This window comes from Pontiella desulfatans, assembly GCF_900890425.1.
GTDB lineage: Bacteria > Verrucomicrobiota > Kiritimatiellia > Kiritimatiellales > Pontiellaceae > Pontiella > Pontiella desulfatans.
Window position 1 is genome coordinate 503,976 of the sequence record NZ_CAAHFG010000004.1, and the last position, 19,404, is coordinate 523,379.

11 protein-coding genes and 1 pseudogene are annotated in these 19,404 nt (G+C 58.3%); 8 read left to right on the forward strand and 4 right to left on the reverse strand.

Annotation, left to right across the window (positions count from 1 at the left end):
• Positions 1-28 precede the first annotated feature (28 nt).
• The 3 genes from E9954_RS27690 to E9954_RS33565 form a co-directional block, all read right to left on the reverse strand.
• Positions 29-2,809, reverse strand: coding sequence for a leucine-rich repeat protein (locus E9954_RS27690; RefSeq protein ID WP_136082543.1), 2,781 nt, complete (start codon positions 2,807-2,809; stop codon positions 29-31).
• 128 nt (positions 2,810-2,937) lie between these two features.
• A complete protein-coding gene (locus E9954_RS27695) occupies positions 2,938-3,123 on the reverse strand; it encodes a hypothetical protein (protein WP_136082544.1) in 186 nt (61 codons plus the stop codon).
• 91 nt (positions 3,124-3,214) lie between these two features.
• Entirely contained in the window at positions 3,215-7,603 is a 4,389-nt protein-coding gene (locus E9954_RS33565) for an InlB B-repeat-containing protein (protein WP_136082545.1), read from the reverse strand.
• Positions 7,604-7,776: 173 nt separating this feature from the next.
• Here E9954_RS33565 and def point away from each other — a divergent pair, with 173 nt between their 5' ends.
• From def to E9954_RS27730, 6 genes and pseudogenes are all read left to right on the forward strand, one after another.
• Positions 7,777-8,328 (forward strand): peptide deformylase, encoded by a 552-nt coding sequence (def, locus tag E9954_RS27705; protein WP_136082546.1) that lies wholly within the window; start codon positions 7,777-7,779, stop codon positions 8,326-8,328.
• An 84-nt stretch (positions 8,329-8,412) separates the two neighbouring features.
• Complete coding sequence (locus E9954_RS27710) at positions 8,413-9,510, forward strand: hypothetical protein (protein WP_136082547.1); 1,098 nt, start codon at positions 8,413-8,415, stop codon at positions 9,508-9,510.
• Between the two features lie 284 nt (positions 9,511-9,794).
• The gene (locus E9954_RS27715) at positions 9,795-10,013 is read left to right on the forward strand and encodes a DUF2281 domain-containing protein (RefSeq protein WP_136082548.1); all 219 of its coding nucleotides are present in this window, start codon (positions 9,795-9,797) and stop codon (positions 10,011-10,013) included.
• Between the two features lie 329 nt (positions 10,014-10,342).
• Positions 10,343-12,901 (forward strand): bifunctional aconitate hydratase 2/2-methylisocitrate dehydratase, encoded by a 2,559-nt coding sequence (acnB, locus tag E9954_RS27720; protein WP_136082549.1) that lies wholly within the window; start codon positions 10,343-10,345, stop codon positions 12,899-12,901.
• A gap of 203 nt (positions 12,902-13,104) precedes the next feature.
• On the forward strand, positions 13,105-14,253 hold the full coding sequence (locus E9954_RS27725; protein ID WP_168442647.1) for an ATP-binding protein: 1,149 nt from the start codon (positions 13,105-13,107) through the stop codon (positions 14,251-14,253).
• Positions 14,254-14,382: 129 nt separating this feature from the next.
• Positions 14,383-14,571: pseudogene (locus E9954_RS27730) on the forward strand (hypothetical protein); the annotation flags it as partial.
• Between the two features lie 499 nt (positions 14,572-15,070).
• Here the strand turns inward: E9954_RS27730 and E9954_RS27735 are convergent.
• On the reverse strand, positions 15,071-15,832 hold the full coding sequence (locus E9954_RS27735; protein WP_136082551.1) for a phytanoyl-CoA dioxygenase family protein: 762 nt from the start codon (positions 15,830-15,832) through the stop codon (positions 15,071-15,073).
• Positions 15,833-15,990: 158 nt separating this feature from the next.
• Here E9954_RS27735 and E9954_RS27740 point away from each other — a divergent pair, with 158 nt between their 5' ends.
• Positions 15,991-18,882 carry a bifunctional fucokinase/fucose-1-phosphate guanylyltransferase gene (locus E9954_RS27740; RefSeq protein WP_168442648.1) on the forward strand — a complete coding sequence of 964 codons (2,892 nt, stop codon included), beginning with the start codon at positions 15,991-15,993 and terminating at the stop codon, positions 18,880-18,882.
• A 197-nt stretch (positions 18,883-19,079) separates the two neighbouring features.
• Positions 19,080-19,370 (forward strand): HU family DNA-binding protein, encoded by a 291-nt coding sequence (locus E9954_RS27745; protein ID WP_136082553.1) that lies wholly within the window; start codon positions 19,080-19,082, stop codon positions 19,368-19,370.
• Positions 19,371-19,404 lie beyond the last annotated feature (34 nt).

A 19,404-nucleotide genomic window follows, 5' to 3' on the forward strand; every position in this document is an offset into this window, starting at 1 on the left:
CGGGCGGACAGCGTCCGCCCTTCCATTCCTACTTTGACGATCTAACGCGGAAGTATTTCTTCTCACCGTCCACCGGCCAGCTCCAGACTTCCGCCGGGCCGGCATTGGTCCAGGTGACGAGATCTTCCGACTCCTCGAGCTGGAGGCTGAGGGTGGCTGTCCCGCCCGCTGTTTCAATGACCATCTCACCGACCGCCACATCGAGAACGACGTTCGACGGATAAAGGCCGAAGGTTTCGTCGTTGTCCTGAATGTAGGTTGCGACCTCGGAGTTATCGATCGTGAGCGGCATGCTTTGCTGCGCTTCAAACAGGTCGTCAAATCCATCGCCGTCCGTATCCGCTTTCCATGGGTTGGAGCCATAACCAGCTTCCTCGGTGTTGGTGAGGCCGTCGCCATCGGCATCGTCAGAGAAAGTTGCTGAGATCGCCTTCGCAGAGGACATGGTTACCATCGTGCTGAGGTTTGTGCCTGATGCATCGCCTCCCCAATACATGAACAGATATCCCGCCGACGGTGTGGCAATGATGGTTTGGTCTGAACCTGCAAGGAAGTAACCATCCGCATGGCTCAATGATCCGCCGGTTCCAACGGTGACATCGAGGTAATGGTTGGTTTGCCAGAGCCATGTAATGGAGGAATCTTCGGTCAGCGTTACGCCTACGGCATTACTGAGGCCGGATGCAGGAATCGATCCGGTACCAATCCACCCATTACATTCATACTGTGTGCCGGATGACTCCACGTTGGCGACGGAACAGGTTACGATGGTGTTGTAGACAATCGTGTGCGATCCGACTACCGGGGAAGGGGAACCCAGAATGGAGTTTACTTGAAGCTGCACCTCTTCGACAGGCGGCACCCAATACGCGGTCGGACGTCCGCCCCACGCATCGGGAACATCCGGCCAGCCGGTAGACTCCGCAGTTCGGTAAACCGTCGCGGATGTACTGTAAAAAGGCGATGATCCTATGGATGGCGCATTTCCTCTGAAGTAGACTCCGCTCAGCACGTTGCAAAATTGAAACGCATAATCATCAAGTCGGGTCACACTTGCGGGGAGTATGACCGACGTCAGCGCGTCGCATTCTTGAAATGCCCTGACACCGATGGTTGCGACTCCCGAAGCGACCGTTAAATTGGTCAGCCCGCTGCAGTTGCCAAAGGCGTTGTTGCCAAGCGTCGTCACGCTCCCCGGAATCGTTAGCGATGTCAACGCGCTACAATTCTGAAAAGCATTATCTGAAATGTTCTTCACGCTCGTGGGAATAGAGAATTGCATCAATCCACTACAGCCGTTAAACGCGGATGCGCCAATATTCGTAACTGTGTTTGGAATCGTGATGGAGGTCAACCCGCTTCTGCCACTGCAGAGGCCTGGGTTAACGGATGAAATACTATAGTGAAGCGTCACAGATCTTAGCGCGTTGCACCAGTAGAAGGTATTATCGATACTCGTTACACTGGCAGGGATGGTCACCGACTCCAGCAAATCGCAATATTGGAACGCATAGACACCAAGACTAGTCACACTCAAAGGGACTTCCAGTGTCGTTAGTGCGTCGCAATCGCCAAATGCTCTTTGGCCGATGGTTTCTACACCCGAAGAGAGCGTTAGATTGGTTGCCCCGCTGCAGGTGCCAAAAGCATCGGCACCGATCGTCTTTACCGTCCCGGGGATCATCAACGAGGTCAACGCAGTGCACCCCTGAAATGCTACGTCGTCGATCTTTGTTACGCTGGCAGGGATGGACAGTGAATCCAATCCGCTACAGTATCTAAACGCGGAACTCCCGATATTTGTTACACTGTTTGGAATCGTCACCGACGTTAATGTACTGACAGAACTACAAAGCCCTGGAGCAACGGATGTCACGCCATCGTGAAGTGTCAGCGATGTTAATGCGGGGCAAGCATAAAAGATATTTCCAACGCTAGTTACGCTCGCAGGAATGGTCACCGATTCCAGTAGGTCGCAATATTGAAATGCATAGCTGCCAAGGCTGGTCACACTTGTGGGAATGGTCACCGACGTCAATCCGTCGCAATCACCAAATGCTCTTGTGTTGATGGTCGTTATTCCCTGGGAGAGCGTCAGCGATGTGAGCCCATTACAGCCTCCAAACGCGTCGTCACCGATCGTCTTAACTGTCCCGGGGATCGTCAATGATGCCAACGAAGTACACCCTTGAAATGCCACGTTGCCGATTGCGGATACATTGGCCGGGATGCTCAGGGACTCCAATCCGCTACAGTATCTAAACGCGGAACTCCCGATGTTTGTCACACTGTTTGGAATCGTGATCGACGTCAATGTACTGACCGAAGCACAAAGGTTCGGAGCAATGGATGTCACGCCATCATGAAGCGTTACGGATGTTAATGCGTTGCACCAGTAGAAGGTGTCACCAAAGCTGGTTACACAGGCCGGAATGGTCACCGAGTCCAGCAAGTCGCAATACTGAAATAAGTAGACACCAATGGAAGTTACGCTCGTGGGAATCGTCACCGAGGTTAGCGCGTCGCAATTGCTAAACGCTCTATCGCCGATGCTTGTCACGCTGGTCGGGATTGTCAGCGATGTTATTCCTGTGCAGTCTGCAAACGCGTTGACGCCGATACTGGTTACTGGATCGCCATAAATCGTTGCCGGAATATCCATCGCCCCGGTAGCCGCAGTTTCACAATCGGTAATCGTGACCTCTCCGCCGCTTTCAGTATAAATCAAATGCCCGTAGTCTGCTGCGCTGGTCACGCCAACCCAAGAGCCAAACAATATGCTGGCGATCAGTTTTTTATCGATTCTCATAGTTTTGCTGCTCCTATTGTTTCTTCTGGCAGGATGACCTGAATTTCAGGCTCCTTCTCTTTGTCAATCCAAATTCCACCTTTGACGACTTCACACGGAAGAATTTCTTTTCACCATCCACGGTCACATTAGGTAGGGGTAAACCCCTCGCCGTTTTCTCCGTAGGTATAGGCTCCCATCGTTGTGTTCGTCACGTTATCACCAGAGTTCTGCGGCATGGCGGCTCCGTCGGTCAATCCGGCATCGAAGGTCAAAATGGTTGCCGATGCGTTGCCGCAGATCAGCGCAGTAGCGATAAGTGTTGCTACTTTCATTGTTGTACTCCAAAGAAGAGCCGCCTCGTAGCGGCGACTCTACTGGATTAACCGGCGCTACGAACCGGTTGAAGCAAACAGTTCGCTTATTCTACTTTGACGATTTAACGCGGAAATATTTCTTCTCACCGTCCACCGGCCAGCTCCAGATCTGCGCCGGACCCGCATTACTCCACGTGTTCAAATCTTGGGAGGTTTCGAGCTGGAGGCTCAGCGTGGCTTCCGTGCCCGCCACATCCATCAGCATTTCACCGAGGGCAACATCGAGCACCGCGTTCGACGGATACAGGCCGAAGGTGGATCCGTTGGCGGCGATGTGGTCGACCGCCCACTGATCCGACACCGTTGGGTTCCAGTTGTGATCCACTTCCTGCTTGTCGTCGAATCCATCGCCGTCGGTATCAACCAACCACGGATTGGAGCCGACGTTTGCTTCCTCGATGTTGGTGAGTCCGTCTCCATCCGCATCATCCGAGAAGACGGCCATCACAACCCTGGGGGCATCCATCGTCAGAACGGCATTGTTGGTTCCGGAAGCATCACCGCTCCAGCCCATGAAGAGCCAGCCTTCACCGGGAGTCGCGACGAGGTTTTGTACGGAGCCCTCGGCATACCAGCCATCAGAATGGCTGACCGATCCGTTGCCGGTCACATTGACGTCCAGCCAGACATTGGTCTGCCAGAGCCAGGTGATGGAAGAGTTCTGGGTGATAACCACCTCCACGGAGTTGCTGTTGCCGGATACCGGGACAGAACCCGTTCCAGTCCAGCCGATGCATTCATACTGCATATTGCCGCTGATGACGTCGGCCACGGAGCAGGGGACAACCGATCCGCCGGTGTATGGGCGGGAGCCAACCGAAGGAACCGGGCTACCGAGAGCAGACTGTACGGTCAGATTAACCGAAATAACGACCTCCTCAAGATGCACTGTACCAACCTGTCCGCCGTTCGATCCTCCATCGGCGGTGAGGATTCCGGAGAACTGATTGCTCTGGTAATAGATGGCAATACGGCCGCCACCGCCGCCGCCGCTGTCTTCCTCGCCAACAACCCAGCCCGCGCCGCCAACGGCCTGGATGGAACCGAGGGAACCGGAGAGGGTCGGGGTGGTAATCCAGATGCTTCCGCCGGCACCGCCGCCGCTGGCACCCCAGCTGTGAACCAAGCCATCTACACCGTTGGCGGAAAGAAGTCCCTCAACCACGACTTCGTCTGTGGCAATGATGCGGATTGCACCGCCGCCGCCACCGCCCCGTCCGGCATAGCCGGCACCGCCGGCTGACCCCAGATCGACCGGTGCAGTTTCCGAGCCGTAGGTTCCTCCGCCCGGCTGGCCTTGACCCGGATAACCGGCACCGCCGTAGCCACCGCCGCCGCCGCCACCGTTATTGTCGGAGCGCGTTCCCGAGCCGCCGCCCGGACCGTTGCCTTTGGCATCTGTGCTCGTATAGCCCAGTCCCGTTGCCGTAAGAACACCGCCGACGTCAATGGTAAGCGTGCCGACCTGCAGCCCGGCACCATATCCAACCCAGTTGCTGTTGACCGTGGCTGAGTTGTCGGCAGACTCGCAAAGAACGACTCCGTCATCCTCGATGGTCAAGGCATCCGCATAGAGCACGGCACCGCCCTGAACGGCGACCGTTGCGTTGCTCTTAACCGTCATGGTTGCAACTGAATTTGATACTCCGGGCATTTGTTCGAGAATGCCTGCATTTAGCACCTGGACATGGTCATACGACTCGTCATTACTCAGCACCGTGCGCGCACCGGTCTGATCGCCATTATCAACAAACACGTCACCGACCGTTTGCGGCGCTGTCCGGATATAGATCGTGCCGGCACCCCCACGCTCGAACCCGCCTCCGCCTTGTGCCAGAAGAGAGCCTGAAAAGGTGTTGGCATCCGCTTCAACCGCAATGCGGCCGCCGCCTCCTCCGCCGCCATCCTGTTCGCTGACCACGGCACCATTTCCTCCGCGTACGTCCACCGAACCGCTGCCCGTAATGGAGCCGGTCGCAATCCAGACACTTCCGCCCGCGCCGCCGCCCCCGCCGCCGAAACTATGCGAGGGTCCGTTGAGGCCTCTGGCAGTGATCAGTCCGTCAAGTGAACATACTCCACTGACCACCAGGCGGAATGCGCCGCCCCCGCTTACACCGTCACCGGCATAGCCGGCGCCGCCGGCCGAGCCGAGGTCAAGCGGTTGGGCCACAGAGCCGTAGCCGATGCCGCCTTCCAGCGGGCTTTCGGGATTGCCGCCATGGCCGCCGTAGGCTCCTCCGCCTCCGCCGCCGGGCCAATCCTGCCGGGTGCCGGTGGCTCCGCCGGGACCGAATCCATTGGTGCTGGTTCCCGTATAGCCAAGGCCATCGGCCGTGATGACCGCACCGGATCCAATGTCGGCGCTCTGCGCTTCAAGTGTGACGCCGCGGCCGGCCCATTCGCCATCAACGAGTGCAGATGTGTTCATGCCGTGGCAATAGACCAGCGCATTGGAGGCCATGATGAAGGAATCCAGAACCAGGGTCGCAGCATCGCGCATGTGCATGGTGCCGCCATCGGTGATGTTCAACGAAGAGCCGGCCCATGAGTTCGTGCCGCTGACCTCCAGAATACCACCGCTTCCCACGGTCGTTTCGTCCAGTGCAAGACCGTAAGGCCATGGAGTGGCTGCGCCATTTGTGGCCAGATTGTCAACGATCAGGTTGCCTGCAGTTTGTGCATCCGATTCCAGATAGATTGTGCCGGCACCGCCTGCCTGGCCTTCCGTAACACCGTTGCCGCACAGACCTCCATAGGCCTGGAGCTGTCCCGCAAAGGTATTCGATGCATAATGGATTGCAATACGTCCGCCACCGCCGCCGCCGCCATCTTCTTCGCCTACTATATAGGCATCGCCGCCGTTAACGGAAAGAAGGCCGCTGCCGGAAAAGGTGTCCAGTTCCAGCCATACGCTGCCGCCGGCTCCTCCGCCGGAGGCGCCATAACTGTGGGCGGCTCCAGTCGATCCGTTCGCCTGAATATCCCCTTCGAGTTCGAGCGTCTCGGCCACGATCTTTATCGCCCCGCCGCCCGAAGCCCCGTCGGCGGGATAGCCTGCACCGCCGGCTGATCCAAGGTCCAGTGGTTGTGTAACAGAGCCATAGGCGATTCCTCCGGCGTAGGGGCTTTGCGGGTTACCGCCATTACCGCCCAGTGCGCCGCCACCGCCACCGCCGGGCGTGTCGCTGCGGGTTCCTGTACCGCCGCCGGGGCCGTTACCGGTGGTTGATGTGCCGGTGTAGCCCTGGCCGTTCGCCGAGATTAAACCGCCGACTTCGACCCGCAGGGTGCTGCCGGTAATGGTCACGCCCGTACCCTGCCACGCATTGTCCACCTGCGCATCAGTATTAACAGAGCGGCAAAGGATCGAAGCCGTGTCATCGATCAGAATGTCGCCCGGAACGAGCATGCTGTCGGCGCCAAGCAGTTCGACATTGGCCGCATTATCAATACTGAGGTCACCAAATCCGGTGGTCTGAACCCACGTTGATATTCCGCCTTCCAGCCCGCCGTTTTCGATCAGGAGCAGCCCGGTATCGGCTGCTGAAGACTTGTAGAAAACCGTACCTGCGCCACCGCTGCCCTCGGTCCGGATTCCACACGCCCCTCCGTGTGCAGTCATTGTTCCGTTAAAGGTGGAACTCTGGCAGATCACGGCAATGCGTCCGCCGCCGCCGCCGCCGCTGTCCTCTTCGCCCACTTCATGTCCCGCACCGCCATTGGCCGAGACTTGGCCGGAGCCGGCCAACTGGTTTGCGCTCAGCCAGATGCCGCCGCCCGCGCCGCCGCCCGCCGCGCCGTAGCTATGGCTGAGACCACTCAAACCATCAGCCAGAATCTGACCATTGAGCTGCAGGGTACCGCCGACATCGATCCGCACGTAGCCACCGCCCGGGCCGCCAATGCCGGCATATCCTGCGCCGCCGGCAGAGCCGTGCTGTACCGGTTCGGTTGCGTTGCCATAGGCTTGCCCGCCCGCAAAGATACTCTGCGGTGCGCCGCCGTTACCGCCAAAGGCGCCGCCACCGCCACCGCCGTTGCCGTCACCCCGGGTTCCGGTTCCGCCTCCCGGACCGTTGCCTGTGGACGAAGTGCCCACGTAACCCCGGCCGCTGGCGTCCACACGGCTCGAGGCATCCACCGTCATGTTGCCGCTGATCGTCAGGTCCAGTCGGAGGGTGGAATTACTTCCTGTCCCATAGGGGGAATGGGTCAGTACCGCGCTGTTATTGAGCGTCAAGCTGGCAAAAGCGTGCGAGCCGTCGACCGTCAGCGTGCAACCCGACACCACGATATCGGCATTATCATTTACTGCGTTGCCCAACCCTATATAGGTGTCGGTTGTGATAGTAATAGTCGCCGCGTGAGCAGTAAAGTTTAGCCCGAAAAACAGAGTTAAGGACCATGTGATATTCAGAAGTAGTTTAATTTTCATTGGACTTCCCCATGTGGTTTGTGTTTATCACTCACCAAGTGCGCCTACCCCTAAGCGACTCGCATTCAGACACGTTTTAAACTAAAAGGGATACAGCCAACAAGGGTTTTTAATCTCTCTTTGACCTATTCGATGTTGACATCCAAAGTGATCTCCACGAAAACCTTGCGGCTATGAGTTTACCCATTTGCACCTACGGAAACCCGGTTCTGCGGCAGAAAGCCGTGGAAGTGATGAATGTCGATGCCGAGATCCACGAGCTGGTCAAAGACATGTTCGAAACCATGTATGCCGAAAAGGGCGTCGGCCTGGCCGCCGAGCAGGTCGGCCGCACCGAGCGCATCTTCATTGTCGATATCCCGGCCGATAGCGATGTTGGCGACGACGGGCGGCGCGAAAACCCGGCGGTGGAAATGCCGCTGGTCTTCATCAACCCGAAAATCACGGGCCACACCGAAGAGATCCAGGTGGGGCCGGAAGGTTGCCTGAGCTTTCCGGACATCTTCGCCAATGTGGAGCGCTGGTACGAGGTGGACGCCGAATACATCGACCGCGACGGCCTTCCGCGGACCATCCACGCCAAGGGGCTGCTCGCCCGCGCCATCCAGCACGAGCTCGACCACCTCGATGGCGTCCTGCTGGTCGACCGCATGTCGCACGTCAAGAAGGTTGCCATCGGCGGCAAGCTCAAGCGCCTCGTCAAAGAAACCAAGAAGGCGCTTTGATTCAAACCACTAATCGACACTAATCCGCACTAATGAATCTGTTCTGGCGAATTAGTGAAGATTCGTGCTAATTAGGGGCTTCCTATGAATGCGCTGAATAAAACCATACGGCTGTTTCTCGACAGCATTGGGCGCCGGGACGAGTATGAGTTCTACCTCAACAAGTTCCAGTCCGACAAGGCGGCCTGCTTTGCCCTGTTGTGCCCGGATCTCGGCAGCATCGAGGCCGGGGCCGAGGTGCTGGCGTTCGATCTGCACTTCCTGCTGCGGCTGGAACTGGTTCCCGCCATCCTCCTTTGCGGCGAAAAGGCGCTCGAAATGAAAGAGGCCTTGTCGTCCGAACCCATCTTCGCCTTCCAGCCGCTTGAGCAGGGTTCGGTGCCGTTGTTCATCCAGCAGTCGCGCATGGCGGAAAAGGTTCCGGTGCTGGTCGGCGAGCGCCATGGCCTTGAAGAATCGTTGCTGACGCTTCTGCCCGAAACCGCAACGCGCGTTCACTTTGTCCGGGCGGCGGGCGGGTTGAAAAACCCGGCCGGCGAGCTGCTGCCCTACATCTACACCCATCGGAAAAACGCGCCGGAGATCGAGGAGCTGGAGTTCGACTATCCGGCACTGGGGCGCAAGCTGCTCGAGCAGCGCCCGGGCGTCCATCTTTCCGTCACCTCGCCGATCAACCTGCTGCAGGAAATCTTTACGGTGAAGGGGGCCGGCACGCTCTTCCGGAAGGGAAGCGAGCTGCGGCACTTCGTGGCCATGGAAGGGGTGGAGCGCGCCCGTTTGCTCGTACTGCTTGAGGCGAGTTTCCGCAAAAACCTTTCCAGCACGGGGTTTCTGGAAAACGTTTCCCATGCCTATATTGAAAAGGACTACCGCGGGGCGGTGCTGCTCGAGGAGCATCCGGCCGGGTTGTACCTTTCCAAGTTCGCGGTCGGTCGCGAGGCGCGCGGCGAGGGGCTGGCGCTGGAGCTCTGGCGCGAGGTGTGCGAAAACCACGGGGCCCTCTTCTGGCGTTCCAACGTGGCGAACCCGTTCAACTCCTGGTACGACAAACAGGCCGACGGCTACCACACCTGCGGCAAGTGGCAAATCTTCTGGCGCGGCATCCCGGCCAGCTCGATTTCCGATTGCATTGCCTACTGCTGTGCGCGGGATGAAGATTTCCAATCGACCCCGCCATCATGAACCCATTCAACGATCCCCCCGAAAAGCTCCGGGTGGAATAATCCTTCGCCCCGAGCCTCTTGCAAAACCCTTCGAGTTTGCGAGGCGGTTTTTTGTTAAAAGTTATTGGTTGTTGGGCTAACCCGCTGGTTGCGTATGACTTGTCCTGATAACCAATAACCAGTACCTGATAACTGGAACGGCAAAACCAGAGGTTTTGCAAGTTCCTTGCCCCGACTAGAATTAGTTGCTGGCAATTCTGCCGGAGTGCGTTACGCTACCGGTGAATTCGATGGAGGCAGGTGATGACGATTGCCGAACTGATTAGCCAGCAAGTAAAGAAGCTTTCCGATGCGGGGCAGCTTGAGGTCTTGGACTATGTCGAATTCATAGAGCAAAAATATCAAGCCAGATCCTTCGTTGCGGAAAACAACGACTGGAGCGAAATGTCGGTTGGTGCGGCGATGCACGGAATGGAGGATGAGCCTTCCCTCTACTCTTTGGACGACATTATCGAGGCATGAATCATGATTAAACCTGGTCAAGTTGTTCTTTTCCGGTTTCCCCATGCCGATGCTCCTTTTCTTCGTTTTGGTCGATGTAGAATAAGGTTCATTCTGGCATGGGGTTCTTCTTGCTCCAATTTCGGACAGTTTGATTTACAGTCTACCGAGTCAAGATGTGGTACTGGGTGCCATCGGCAATGTTTCCGAGGATCGGTTGGGCAGGGTGAAGGCCACGATGGCTTCATGGATCCAAGGCCGTTAAGTTTGTTTTTCCCTGCTCATTGACACCCCGCCGCCCAATCACTAGGTTTGCTGTATTTCCGAATTAACAAAAGGATGATCGTGTTATGAGCCAATTCTTCGAAGAGTATTACGCACATGTGGAAGAACGCGCCAAGGAGGGCATTCCGCCGCTTGCCCTGAGCCAGGAACAGACGGTCGAAGTGATTGAGTTGCTGAAAGCGCCGCCGGCCGGCAAAGAGGACGAGCTGATCGAGCTGATCACCAACCGGGTGAACCCGGGGGTTGACCCGGCCGCGCAGTTGAAGGCCGAGTTTTTGTTCAAGGTGGCCCATGGCGAGGAATCCAGTTCGCTGCTTTCGCCCGACCGCGCCGTTGAGTTGCTCGGAACCATGGTGGGCGGATACAACCTCGACGGGCTGATCCGTCTGGTCGATGAGCAGGGCGAACTGGCGGCCACCGCCGCCACCGCCCTGAAAAACATGGTGCTCTCCGTCAACCGTTTCGAGGATATCCAGGCGCTGGCCGACGGCGGCAATGGCGTGGCCAAGGAAATCATTACCTCGTGGGCGAACGGCGAATGGTTCACCTCGCTCCCGGCCATCGACGAAAAAATTGAAACCGTGGTCTACAAGGTCGACGGCGAAATCAACACCGACGATTTTTCCCCGGCCTCTTTCGCCTACACCCGTGCGGATATCCCGCTGCACTCCACCTGCATGGGCGGATCGCTCTTCCCCAACGGTCCGCAGGAAATCGCCGACCTGAAGGAAAAGACCGGCCTGCCGGTTACTTTCGTGGGCGATGTGGTCGGAACCGGTTCATCCCGCAAATCGGCGATCAACTCCCTGCTCTGGCATATTGGCAACGACATCCCGTGCATTCCCAACAAGCGCCGCGGCGGGGTGGTGATCGGCAGCACGATTGCCCCGATCTTCTTCAATACCGCCGAGGACTCCGGCTCCCTGCCGATCCAGACCGATGTCGCAAAACTCACCACCGGAACCGTCATCAACGTTTATCCGGCCAAAGGGCTGATCACCGATGCGGACGGCAACGAGCTCACCAGCTACGCCGTAAAGCCCGACACGATTCTCGACGAATACCGCGCCGGCGGCCGTGTGCCGCTGATTATCGGCAAACAGCTCACCGAGCGCGCGCGCAACGTGCTGGGCATGAGCTCCATCGATGAATCCGGCATCTTCGTGGTGCCGAACAACCCGCAGCCGAAGGAAGGGCAGGGCTATACGCTGGCCCAGAAAATGGTGGGGAAAGCCTGTGGCGTCGCAGGCATTCTGCCGGGCACCTCCTGCCTGCCGAAAATGACCACCGTCGGTTCCCAGGATACCACCGGCCCAATGACCGCCGGGGAAATTACCGAACTCGCCTGCCTGAAGTTCAATGCCGACCTCGTAATGCAGTCGTTCTGCCACACGGCGGCCTATCCGAAGCCGTCCGACGTGATCACCCACGCCACGCTTCCGGACTACATCATGGACCGCAAGGGCGTGTCGCTCCGCCCGGGCGACGGCGTGATCCACTCGTGGCTCAACCGCCTGCTGGTGCCCGACACCGTCGGCACCGGCGGCGACTCGCACACCCGCTTCCCGATGGGCATCTCGTTCCCGGCCGGTTCCGGTCTGGTGGCCTTTGCCGCCGCACTCGGCGTGATGCCGCTCGATATGCCCGAGTCGGTCCTCGTTCGCTTCAAGGGCGAGCTGCAGCCGGGCGTCACCCTGCGCGACATCGTCAACGCCATTCCCTACCAGGCCATCCAGGAAGGCCTGCTGACGGTGGAGAAAAAGAACAAGAAAAACATCTTCGCCGGCCGCATCCTAGAGATGGAAGGCCTGCCGGATCTCAAGGTCGAGCAGGCCTTCGAGCTGACCGATGCCGCCGCCGAGCGTTCCGCCGCCGCGGCCTCCATCAAGCTGGGCCGCGAATCGACGGTTGAATACCTTCAGTCGAACGTCACCCTCATGCAAGAGATGATCAAGGGGGGCTACGGCGATGCCGAGACCCTCGCCAAGCGCATCGAGGACGTGAAGGAGTGGATCGAAAACGGCGAGCTGATGGAAGCCGATGCCAACGCGGAATATGCCGCCGTCATCGAGATCGACCTCAACGAAGTCAAGGAGCCGATCCTCTGCTGCCCGAACGACCCGGACGATGTGAAGGTGCTCTCCGACGTCCAGGGCGCCAAGATCGACGACGTGTTCATCGGCAGCTGCATGACCAACATCGGCCACTTCCGCGCAGCCGGTGAAGTGCTCGACGGCGAAGGCTTTGCCAACGTCAACCTGTGGGTCTGCCCGCCGACCAAGATGGATGAAGCCCAGCTGACCCGCGAGGGCTACTACTCGAAATTCAGCGCCGCCGGTGCACGGATTGAGATTCCGGGATGCTCGCTCTGCATGGGCAACCAGGCGCGGGTTCGCGACAACGCGGTTGTGTTTTCAACCTCCACCCGCAACTTCAACAACCGCATGGGAACCGGAGCCCAGGTCTATCTGGGTTCCGCCGAGCTCGCCGCCGCGGTTGCGCTGCTGGGCAAGCTGCCGACCCCGGCGGAATACATGCAAATCGTCGGCCCGAAACTCGAAGGCCGAACCGAGAATGTCTACAAATACCTCAACTTCCACCAAATGACCGAGTTTTCGGTATGAACGCATGACGATTGATTCGTGAAACGTGAAAGGCGGCCTCTCCGGGCCGCCTTTTTCCTTGGCTAGGCCGGTTCCGATGAAAGCGCCGTCCTGAGGGTCGGCTCCCCGGGTGGTAAGGCTTTCCATTTGAAATCATAATTGCATATGGTTTTACTAAACGAAAATAGACTTGCGTTTGGTACTTTATGTGCGACACTGCTTTCATGATTAAGCGGTTGATCTGGATGGAACGCATTGAAGAGGCGTGGCGGGAGCGCAGCATAATCTGGTTGAGCGGTGTTCGCCGGGTCGGAAAAACCTGTTTGTGCAAATCTCTTGATAGCGTTGAATACTTTGATTGCGAGTTGCCCCGCATCCGGCGCTTGCTGGATGATCCCGAAGCGTTTCTTGAGCAATTTTCAAAATCAAGGGTGGTACTGGATGAAATCCATCGTCTTCCTGATCCGTCGGAACTCCTTAAAATCGCGGCAGATCATTATCCGGATATTCGGATTGTTGCCACTGGCTCTTCGACATTAGGCGCTTCTGCGAAATTCAAAGATACCTTGGCCGGGCGGAAGCGCGACATCTGGCTATCCCCGATTATTCAGCAGGAACTCGAGGAATTCAGTGATAAAGGAATGGATCATCGGTTCCTGCGTGGCGGACTGCCTCCGTTCTTCCTCGCCGGGGAATATCCCGAACGGGACTACCAGGAATGGTTGGACGCATTCTGGGCAAAGGATATCCAGGAACTCTACCGGTTGGAGCGGCGCGATTCGTTCATGAAGTTTTTCGAGCTGCTGATGCAGCAAAGCGGCAGTGTTTTCGAGGCCAGCTTCATGGCCTCGCCCTGCGGGGTGAGCCGGACAACCTTGCAGAACTATCTTCGCGTGCTTGAAGACACCTATGCGATGACGGTGATCAAGCCCTACTTTTCGAACAAGACGAAAGAGATTGTCTCTGCCCCGAAGGTGTATGGCTTTGACACGGGTTTTGTGGCCTTCAACCGGGGATGGCTGGATATCCGCCCGGAAGACCGGGGAATCCTCTGGGAGCATGTGGTCTTGAATGAATTGCTTGCCTTCGGTTTCAAGCAGCAGATTCGATACTGGCGAACAAAACAGGGACGGGAAATTGACTTTGTTATTGTCCGGCGAGGTAAACCACCGGTGGCCATTGAAGTGAAATGGAATTCCACGGGCAAAGGTGATCATAAGCACCTCGTTTCGTTTGCCCGAAGCTACCCCGATGCGGAATTGTTTGTTGTTGCCGGCAACATCGACCGATCATTTTCCCGGAAACACGGTGAACATACCGTTTATTACATGGGACTTGCCCAACTGGTTGCCGAACTAAGCACTTCTTCGTGACTTAAAAAGGCGGTCTCCGGGCCGCCTTTTTGCGTAGACGCGCGTCCAACTGCGTTACGCAGGATTCTCGATATGTATCGCAGGCAGCCTGCCTGCCCCGCCGCTCAGTTCTGTGGCATCGTCTACATTCTCACCTGCCTGACCGTGCAGGATTTCCACCTGCTTGTTCGGTTAAGGGTCTTCAACACCGAGCAAATGAACCAGGCCGTGTTCGCCTTCCGTCGCTATGAAGATGCATCGCTCCGTTACACCGGAATCGAAAGCCACAAAGGCTTAACTCATTACGGCTTGTACAACACCGTGGTGGGGATTGAGTAGCGGGATTGAGTTTGCTTCCATTGTAATGCGACATTGGGAACTTCAGAAATAGAGCATCCGGGCAACAGTCTTTCCTCTGAGCCTCAGTGTACTCATACCTAATTAAACTGATTCGTTTTTTTACCACAGAGGGCACTGAGGCACAGAGGAGCGGGATTGCTATATTTCTCTGTGCCTCCGTACTACTATCCGTCAATTTCTTGTTTTCCTGACAAGTTTTCACCACCCGCTGCGCTAGAGGACACTGAGGCTCAGAGGATTAGGATGCTCTGTGTCTCTGAGTTCTCTGTGGTAAAAAAAATCTGTGTCTTCGGTGTTCATCAGTGGTTCTAAATTTGGTTGCGGCTATGCCGCGCTAGGTCCTCTGTGGTGAGACCATTCAAGCTAAGTTCCCATCAGTGGTAAAATATTATTCGGTTAAATGGTTTTTCCGAGCACGCTGCCCGGAGGGTCGGATCCCGTGGCGTTCGTGCGGACGGTTCGTCGAACCGTCCCTGCTTCAAGCTTTCCAGTCCAGGATGGCGTCGTCGTCGACGCGGTCGAGCGGATAGTAGACGGCCGAGTTTTCGGCGAAGGCCTGGTTGCTGATGGCGTTGTAGGCGCAGATCATGGACCAGCGAGGCTCCGTACTCCGGTTCTGGTTGGATTTGTGCAGCAGGTTGCAGTGGAAGAAGAGGGTGTCGCCGGGATCGAGTTCCACATGGACCAGCTCGTGGTATTTCATGGCTTCTTCGACAAACCGCATGTCCGCGCCCTTTTGGTCGCCGGTGCTTTGGTGGTCGAGCCGGCCGATGTGGTGGGAACCTTTGAGCACCTGGAGGCATCCGTTTTCCACGGTGGCCTGGTTGATGGCGACCATGCAGCTGATCGCCTTGGGGTAGAGCATGAGGTTGTCGAGGTGCCAGTAGCCGAAATCCTGGTGCCATTCCCACGCGCCGCCGACGAAGGGCTCCTTCATCATGATCTTGGTGCTGGTGTGGTAGGTCGGCTCGCCAATGATGCGCTCGCAGGAATCGACCAACCGGCGACTGCGCGAAAACATGCTATAGAAATCGTCGCCCGTCTTTTGCCAGAGGCAGACCTTGCTGACCGTGCCCGTGGCATCCTTCCGCCGCCATGCGCGCTCATCGAGGCTGTCGTCGCTGAAGGCCGCCTCCTGCAGGCGCGCAATCTCCTCGGGACGGAAGTAGCCCCTGGCAATCACATAGCCGTTTTCGTGGTATTCCTTGATCTGCTCATCCGATAATCCAATGGTTTCCATCGCATGCATCTCCGATTTAATACCACAACGGTACACTAGCTCGGGGAAGATCGTAGCGAAATCCCATGGACCCTTTGGCCAGGTCGGGCGGGATAAAGGGGTGCGGACAATTTGGGCGCGGTGGTTGTAATTCCATGTGGGTCTGCTACCGTTCGAGCATGAAAACGCATACCTCTTTCGATCTGCTGCTCTCGCTGCCCCCCAACATGTGCGGGCATTTGGCCGACTGCGAACCCGCCGTTGCGGGGCGGGCCTTTTCCACGTTCGATCCCCCCGGCCAGCAGCTGGGGTCCGGTGGGGGCACGGCCTATGTGCTCGAACAGGCGTGGCGGAATTCCGGGTCGGCCTCCTTTGCCGAATGGCTGTCCGGGTCGGGCAAGCTGATCATCCATGGCGGGGGCGAAAGCCGGCGTCTTCCGCCCTATGCCGCCCCCGGCAAGCTGTTCATCCCGATGCCCGTGTTCCGCTGGTCGCTCGGCCAACGGCTCGACCAAACCCTGCTGGATCTTGCCGAGCCCACCCTGCAGCGCATGGCCACGGCGGCTTCGGACAACGCGCGCGTGATGGTCGCCAGCGGCGATGTGCTGGTGCGGCTCGAAAAGGAACTGCCGCCCATTCCGGATGCCGACGTCGTATTTTTCGGCCTCTGGGTGAAGCCGGAGGAGGCGCAAAACTTCGGCGTCATGTTCTGCAATCCCGATACCCCGGAGCAACTCGTCACGTTCCTGCAAAAACCAACCCCCGACACCATCCGCGAAAAATCGCGCAACAGCGCCTTCCTGATCGATGTCGGCATCTGGCTGCTGAGCGAGCGGGCGGTGGACTGCCTCATGAAAAAGAGCGGGTGGGATGCCGCATCGCAGGCCTTCGGCCACGGCGTCCCCGACACCTACGACCTCTACGGCAGCTGGGCGCTCAACCTCGGTTCCGATCCGGTCGAGTCCGATCCCGAGGTCGGTCAGTTGACCACCGCCGTGGTGCCGTTGCCCGATGCCGGTTTCTACCACTTCGGCACCTGCAACGACATGATCCATTCGATCTACGAATTGCAGAACCTCGTCTCCGACCAATCCAAGCTCGGCGCCGTTGCCTCCTTGGCGCAACCCAACCAGTTCGTGCAGAACTGCGTTTTCGAAGCGCCCCTGCGCCGCCAGGCAAACGATCATCTTTGGGTTGAAAACAGCTACATCCCTTCAACCTGGAAAATCGCCTCCAAAAACATTTTGACCGGCGTGCCGAAAAACGATTGGACGCTCGAACTCGAAGAGGGCGTCTGCCTCGATTTTGTTGCGGTCGAGGAACAGACCGCCCTACGTGTCTATGGCTATGCCGACGCCTTCCGCGGCGAAATGGGCGATCCGGCAACAACCTGGATCAACCGTCCGGTGGTGCGGTGGCTCGAGCAGCGCGGCATCACGCTGGAGCAGGCCGGCATCGATCCGGCAACCGACCTGCAAACGGCGCCGCTCTTCCCGCTGCTCGACGAATTCGCCCCCGGCTTCGTGAAATGGATGTTCGCCGCGGAACCGGAAGCAACGGACGAATGGAAGCGGCTTTGGCTGGAGTCGCCCCGTCGGTCGGCGCGCCAATTGGGGCAGCAGGCCAACCTGCGCAACATGTATGAACGCCGCAACGCCCTGCGCAAGGATGCCCTGCCGCTGATGGCAAAGCATGCGGAGCACAGCGTCTTCTACAAGCTCGATCTCGAAGCCACCGCCGACCTCTATGCCGACAGCCCGCATGAGCTGCCGGAACTGCTCGACGTGTCGAGCCTGCGCAATCCGATGATCGCCCTGCACGACCGCATGTTCCGCGCCGCCGTGCGCCGCCGCCGCGGCGACGCCGGGTGGGATGTGCGCGAGAAGGAGGCGTTCGCGGTGTTGCGCGACCTGATCGTGGATCGCTACAAGGCCCAACCCGTCGTGCCCGACTGCACGCTGCTTGCCGACCAGATTGTCTGGGGGCGCTGCCCCGTCCGGCTCGACTTTGCCGGCGGCTGGGCGGATACGCCGCCCTACAGTCTGGAGCATGGTGGTTCGGTCTTGAACATTGCCGTCGAGCTCAACGGCCAGCCGCCCATCCAGGTGTTTGCCCGCCGGACGGAACAGCCCGTGCTGACCATCCGCTCCATCGATCTCGGCCTTGCCGAAACCCTGGACACCTACGACGATGTCCGCGCCTACGACCAGCTCGGCAGCGGCTTCACGCTCGCCCGGGCGGCATTCGCCCTGTGCGGATTCCACCCCGACTTCAACGGAGCCGCATTCGGCTCGCTGGAGGAGCAGCTGAAGGCCCTAGGCGGCGGGGTGGAAATTTCGATGCTCGCCGCCATCCCGAAGGGGTCCGGCCTGGGCACCAGCAGCATTCTGGCCGCCACCATTCTCGGCGTGCTCTCCGACCTCGCCGGGCATAACTGGGACAAGGTGGAGATTACCCAGCGTACGCTGGCCTTGGAGCAAATGCTCACCAGCGGCGGCGGTTGGCAGGACCAGGTGGGCGGGGTCTTCCCCGGCATCAAGCTGGTGCAAACCGTGCCCGGCCTTGAACAGGTGCCGGTGGTGCGCTGGTTGCCGGGCCGCTTTTTCCACGGTGCGGAAAAGGCGCGCATGTTGCTCTACTACACCGGCATCACCCGCGTCGCGCACGACATTCTCGGCGAGATTGTCCGCGGCATTTTCCTCAACGCCGGCGCCCGTCTCGAAACCGTCCACGGCATTGCCCGTACCGCGGTCTTCTGCCACGACGCCATCCAGCGCGACGACTTCGAAGCCTTCACCGAGGCGGTGCACCGCAGCTGGACGCTCAACCGCCAGCTCGACAGCGGAACCAATCCGGACGGGGTGCAGGAAATCTTGGATATCGCGGGCGGCGACCTCGCGGCCGCGAAGCTGCTCGGTGCCGGCGGCGGGGGCTATCTCTATATGATTGCCAACGATGCCGATGCCGCGTTGCGGATCAAGGAGCGGCTGGAAAGCAACCCGCCCAACGCCGGCGCCCGCTTCGTCGAGTTCGCCCTTTCCGAAACCGGCTTGCAGGTGACGCGAAGCTGACCGGAGGCGAGGCCGCCCGCCGTGGAGGAATGCATGGGCAGGGCTGATGGAAGACCAATAAAAACAGGGGCTTCGGAGTTTTTACCGCTTGAGGTCCGCGTTTGTTTTTCGTACAACTAACCACAACTAAAGTCCGATTCGGTGCGTGCCGGGGGGATCAAACGTAATGAGCCGCATAAACTCAAAGGAGAAAGAGAATGGCTGTAACAAAAACTCAGATCATCGCTAAAATCGCTGACGACGCCGATATCACCAAGGTACAGGCGAAAGCGGCTTTGGAATCCCTGGTTACGCAGGCTTACAAAGGCGCTAAATCCGCAGACGGATTCACGATTCCCGGCATCGGCAAACTGATCAAGGTGAAGCGCAAAGCACGTATGGGCCGCAACCCGGCCACCGGCGAAAGCATCAAGATCAAAGCCAAGACCGTTCTTAAGTTCCGCCTCGCAAAAGCGGCCAAGGACGCCATCACTCCCACCAAGAAATAATCGCTTCTTGCGAGTGCATGAAAAAGGGCGACCC

What these genes read in the sequence shown, in the direction of transcription:
- E9954_RS27690 (WP_136082543.1), bottom strand. Translation starts at nt 2,809, where the DNA reads ATGAGAATCGATAAAAAACTGATCGCCAGCATATTGTTTGGCTCTTGG.
- E9954_RS27695 (WP_136082544.1), bottom strand. Translation starts at nt 3,123, where the DNA reads ATGAAAGTAGCAACACTTATCGCTACTGCGCTGATCTGCGGCAACGCA.
- E9954_RS33565 (WP_136082545.1), bottom strand. Translation starts at nt 7,603, where the DNA reads ATGAAAATTAAACTACTTCTGAATATCACATGGTCCTTAACTCTGTTT.
- def (WP_136082546.1), top strand. Translation starts at nt 7,777, where the DNA reads ATGAGTTTACCCATTTGCACCTACGGAAACCCGGTTCTGCGGCAGAAA.
- E9954_RS27710 (WP_136082547.1), top strand. Translation starts at nt 8,413, where the DNA reads ATGAATGCGCTGAATAAAACCATACGGCTGTTTCTCGACAGCATTGGG.
- E9954_RS27715 (WP_136082548.1), top strand. Translation starts at nt 9,795, where the DNA reads ATGACGATTGCCGAACTGATTAGCCAGCAAGTAAAGAAGCTTTCCGAT.
- acnB (WP_136082549.1), top strand. Translation starts at nt 10,343, where the DNA reads ATGAGCCAATTCTTCGAAGAGTATTACGCACATGTGGAAGAACGCGCC.
- E9954_RS27725 (WP_168442647.1), top strand. Translation starts at nt 13,105, where the DNA reads ATGATTAAGCGGTTGATCTGGATGGAACGCATTGAAGAGGCGTGGCGG.
- E9954_RS27735 (WP_136082551.1), bottom strand. Translation starts at nt 15,832, where the DNA reads ATGGAAACCATTGGATTATCGGATGAGCAGATCAAGGAATACCACGAA.
- E9954_RS27740 (WP_168442648.1), top strand. Translation starts at nt 15,991, where the DNA reads ATGAAAACGCATACCTCTTTCGATCTGCTGCTCTCGCTGCCCCCCAAC.
- E9954_RS27745 (WP_136082553.1), top strand. Translation starts at nt 19,080, where the DNA reads ATGGCTGTAACAAAAACTCAGATCATCGCTAAAATCGCTGACGACGCC.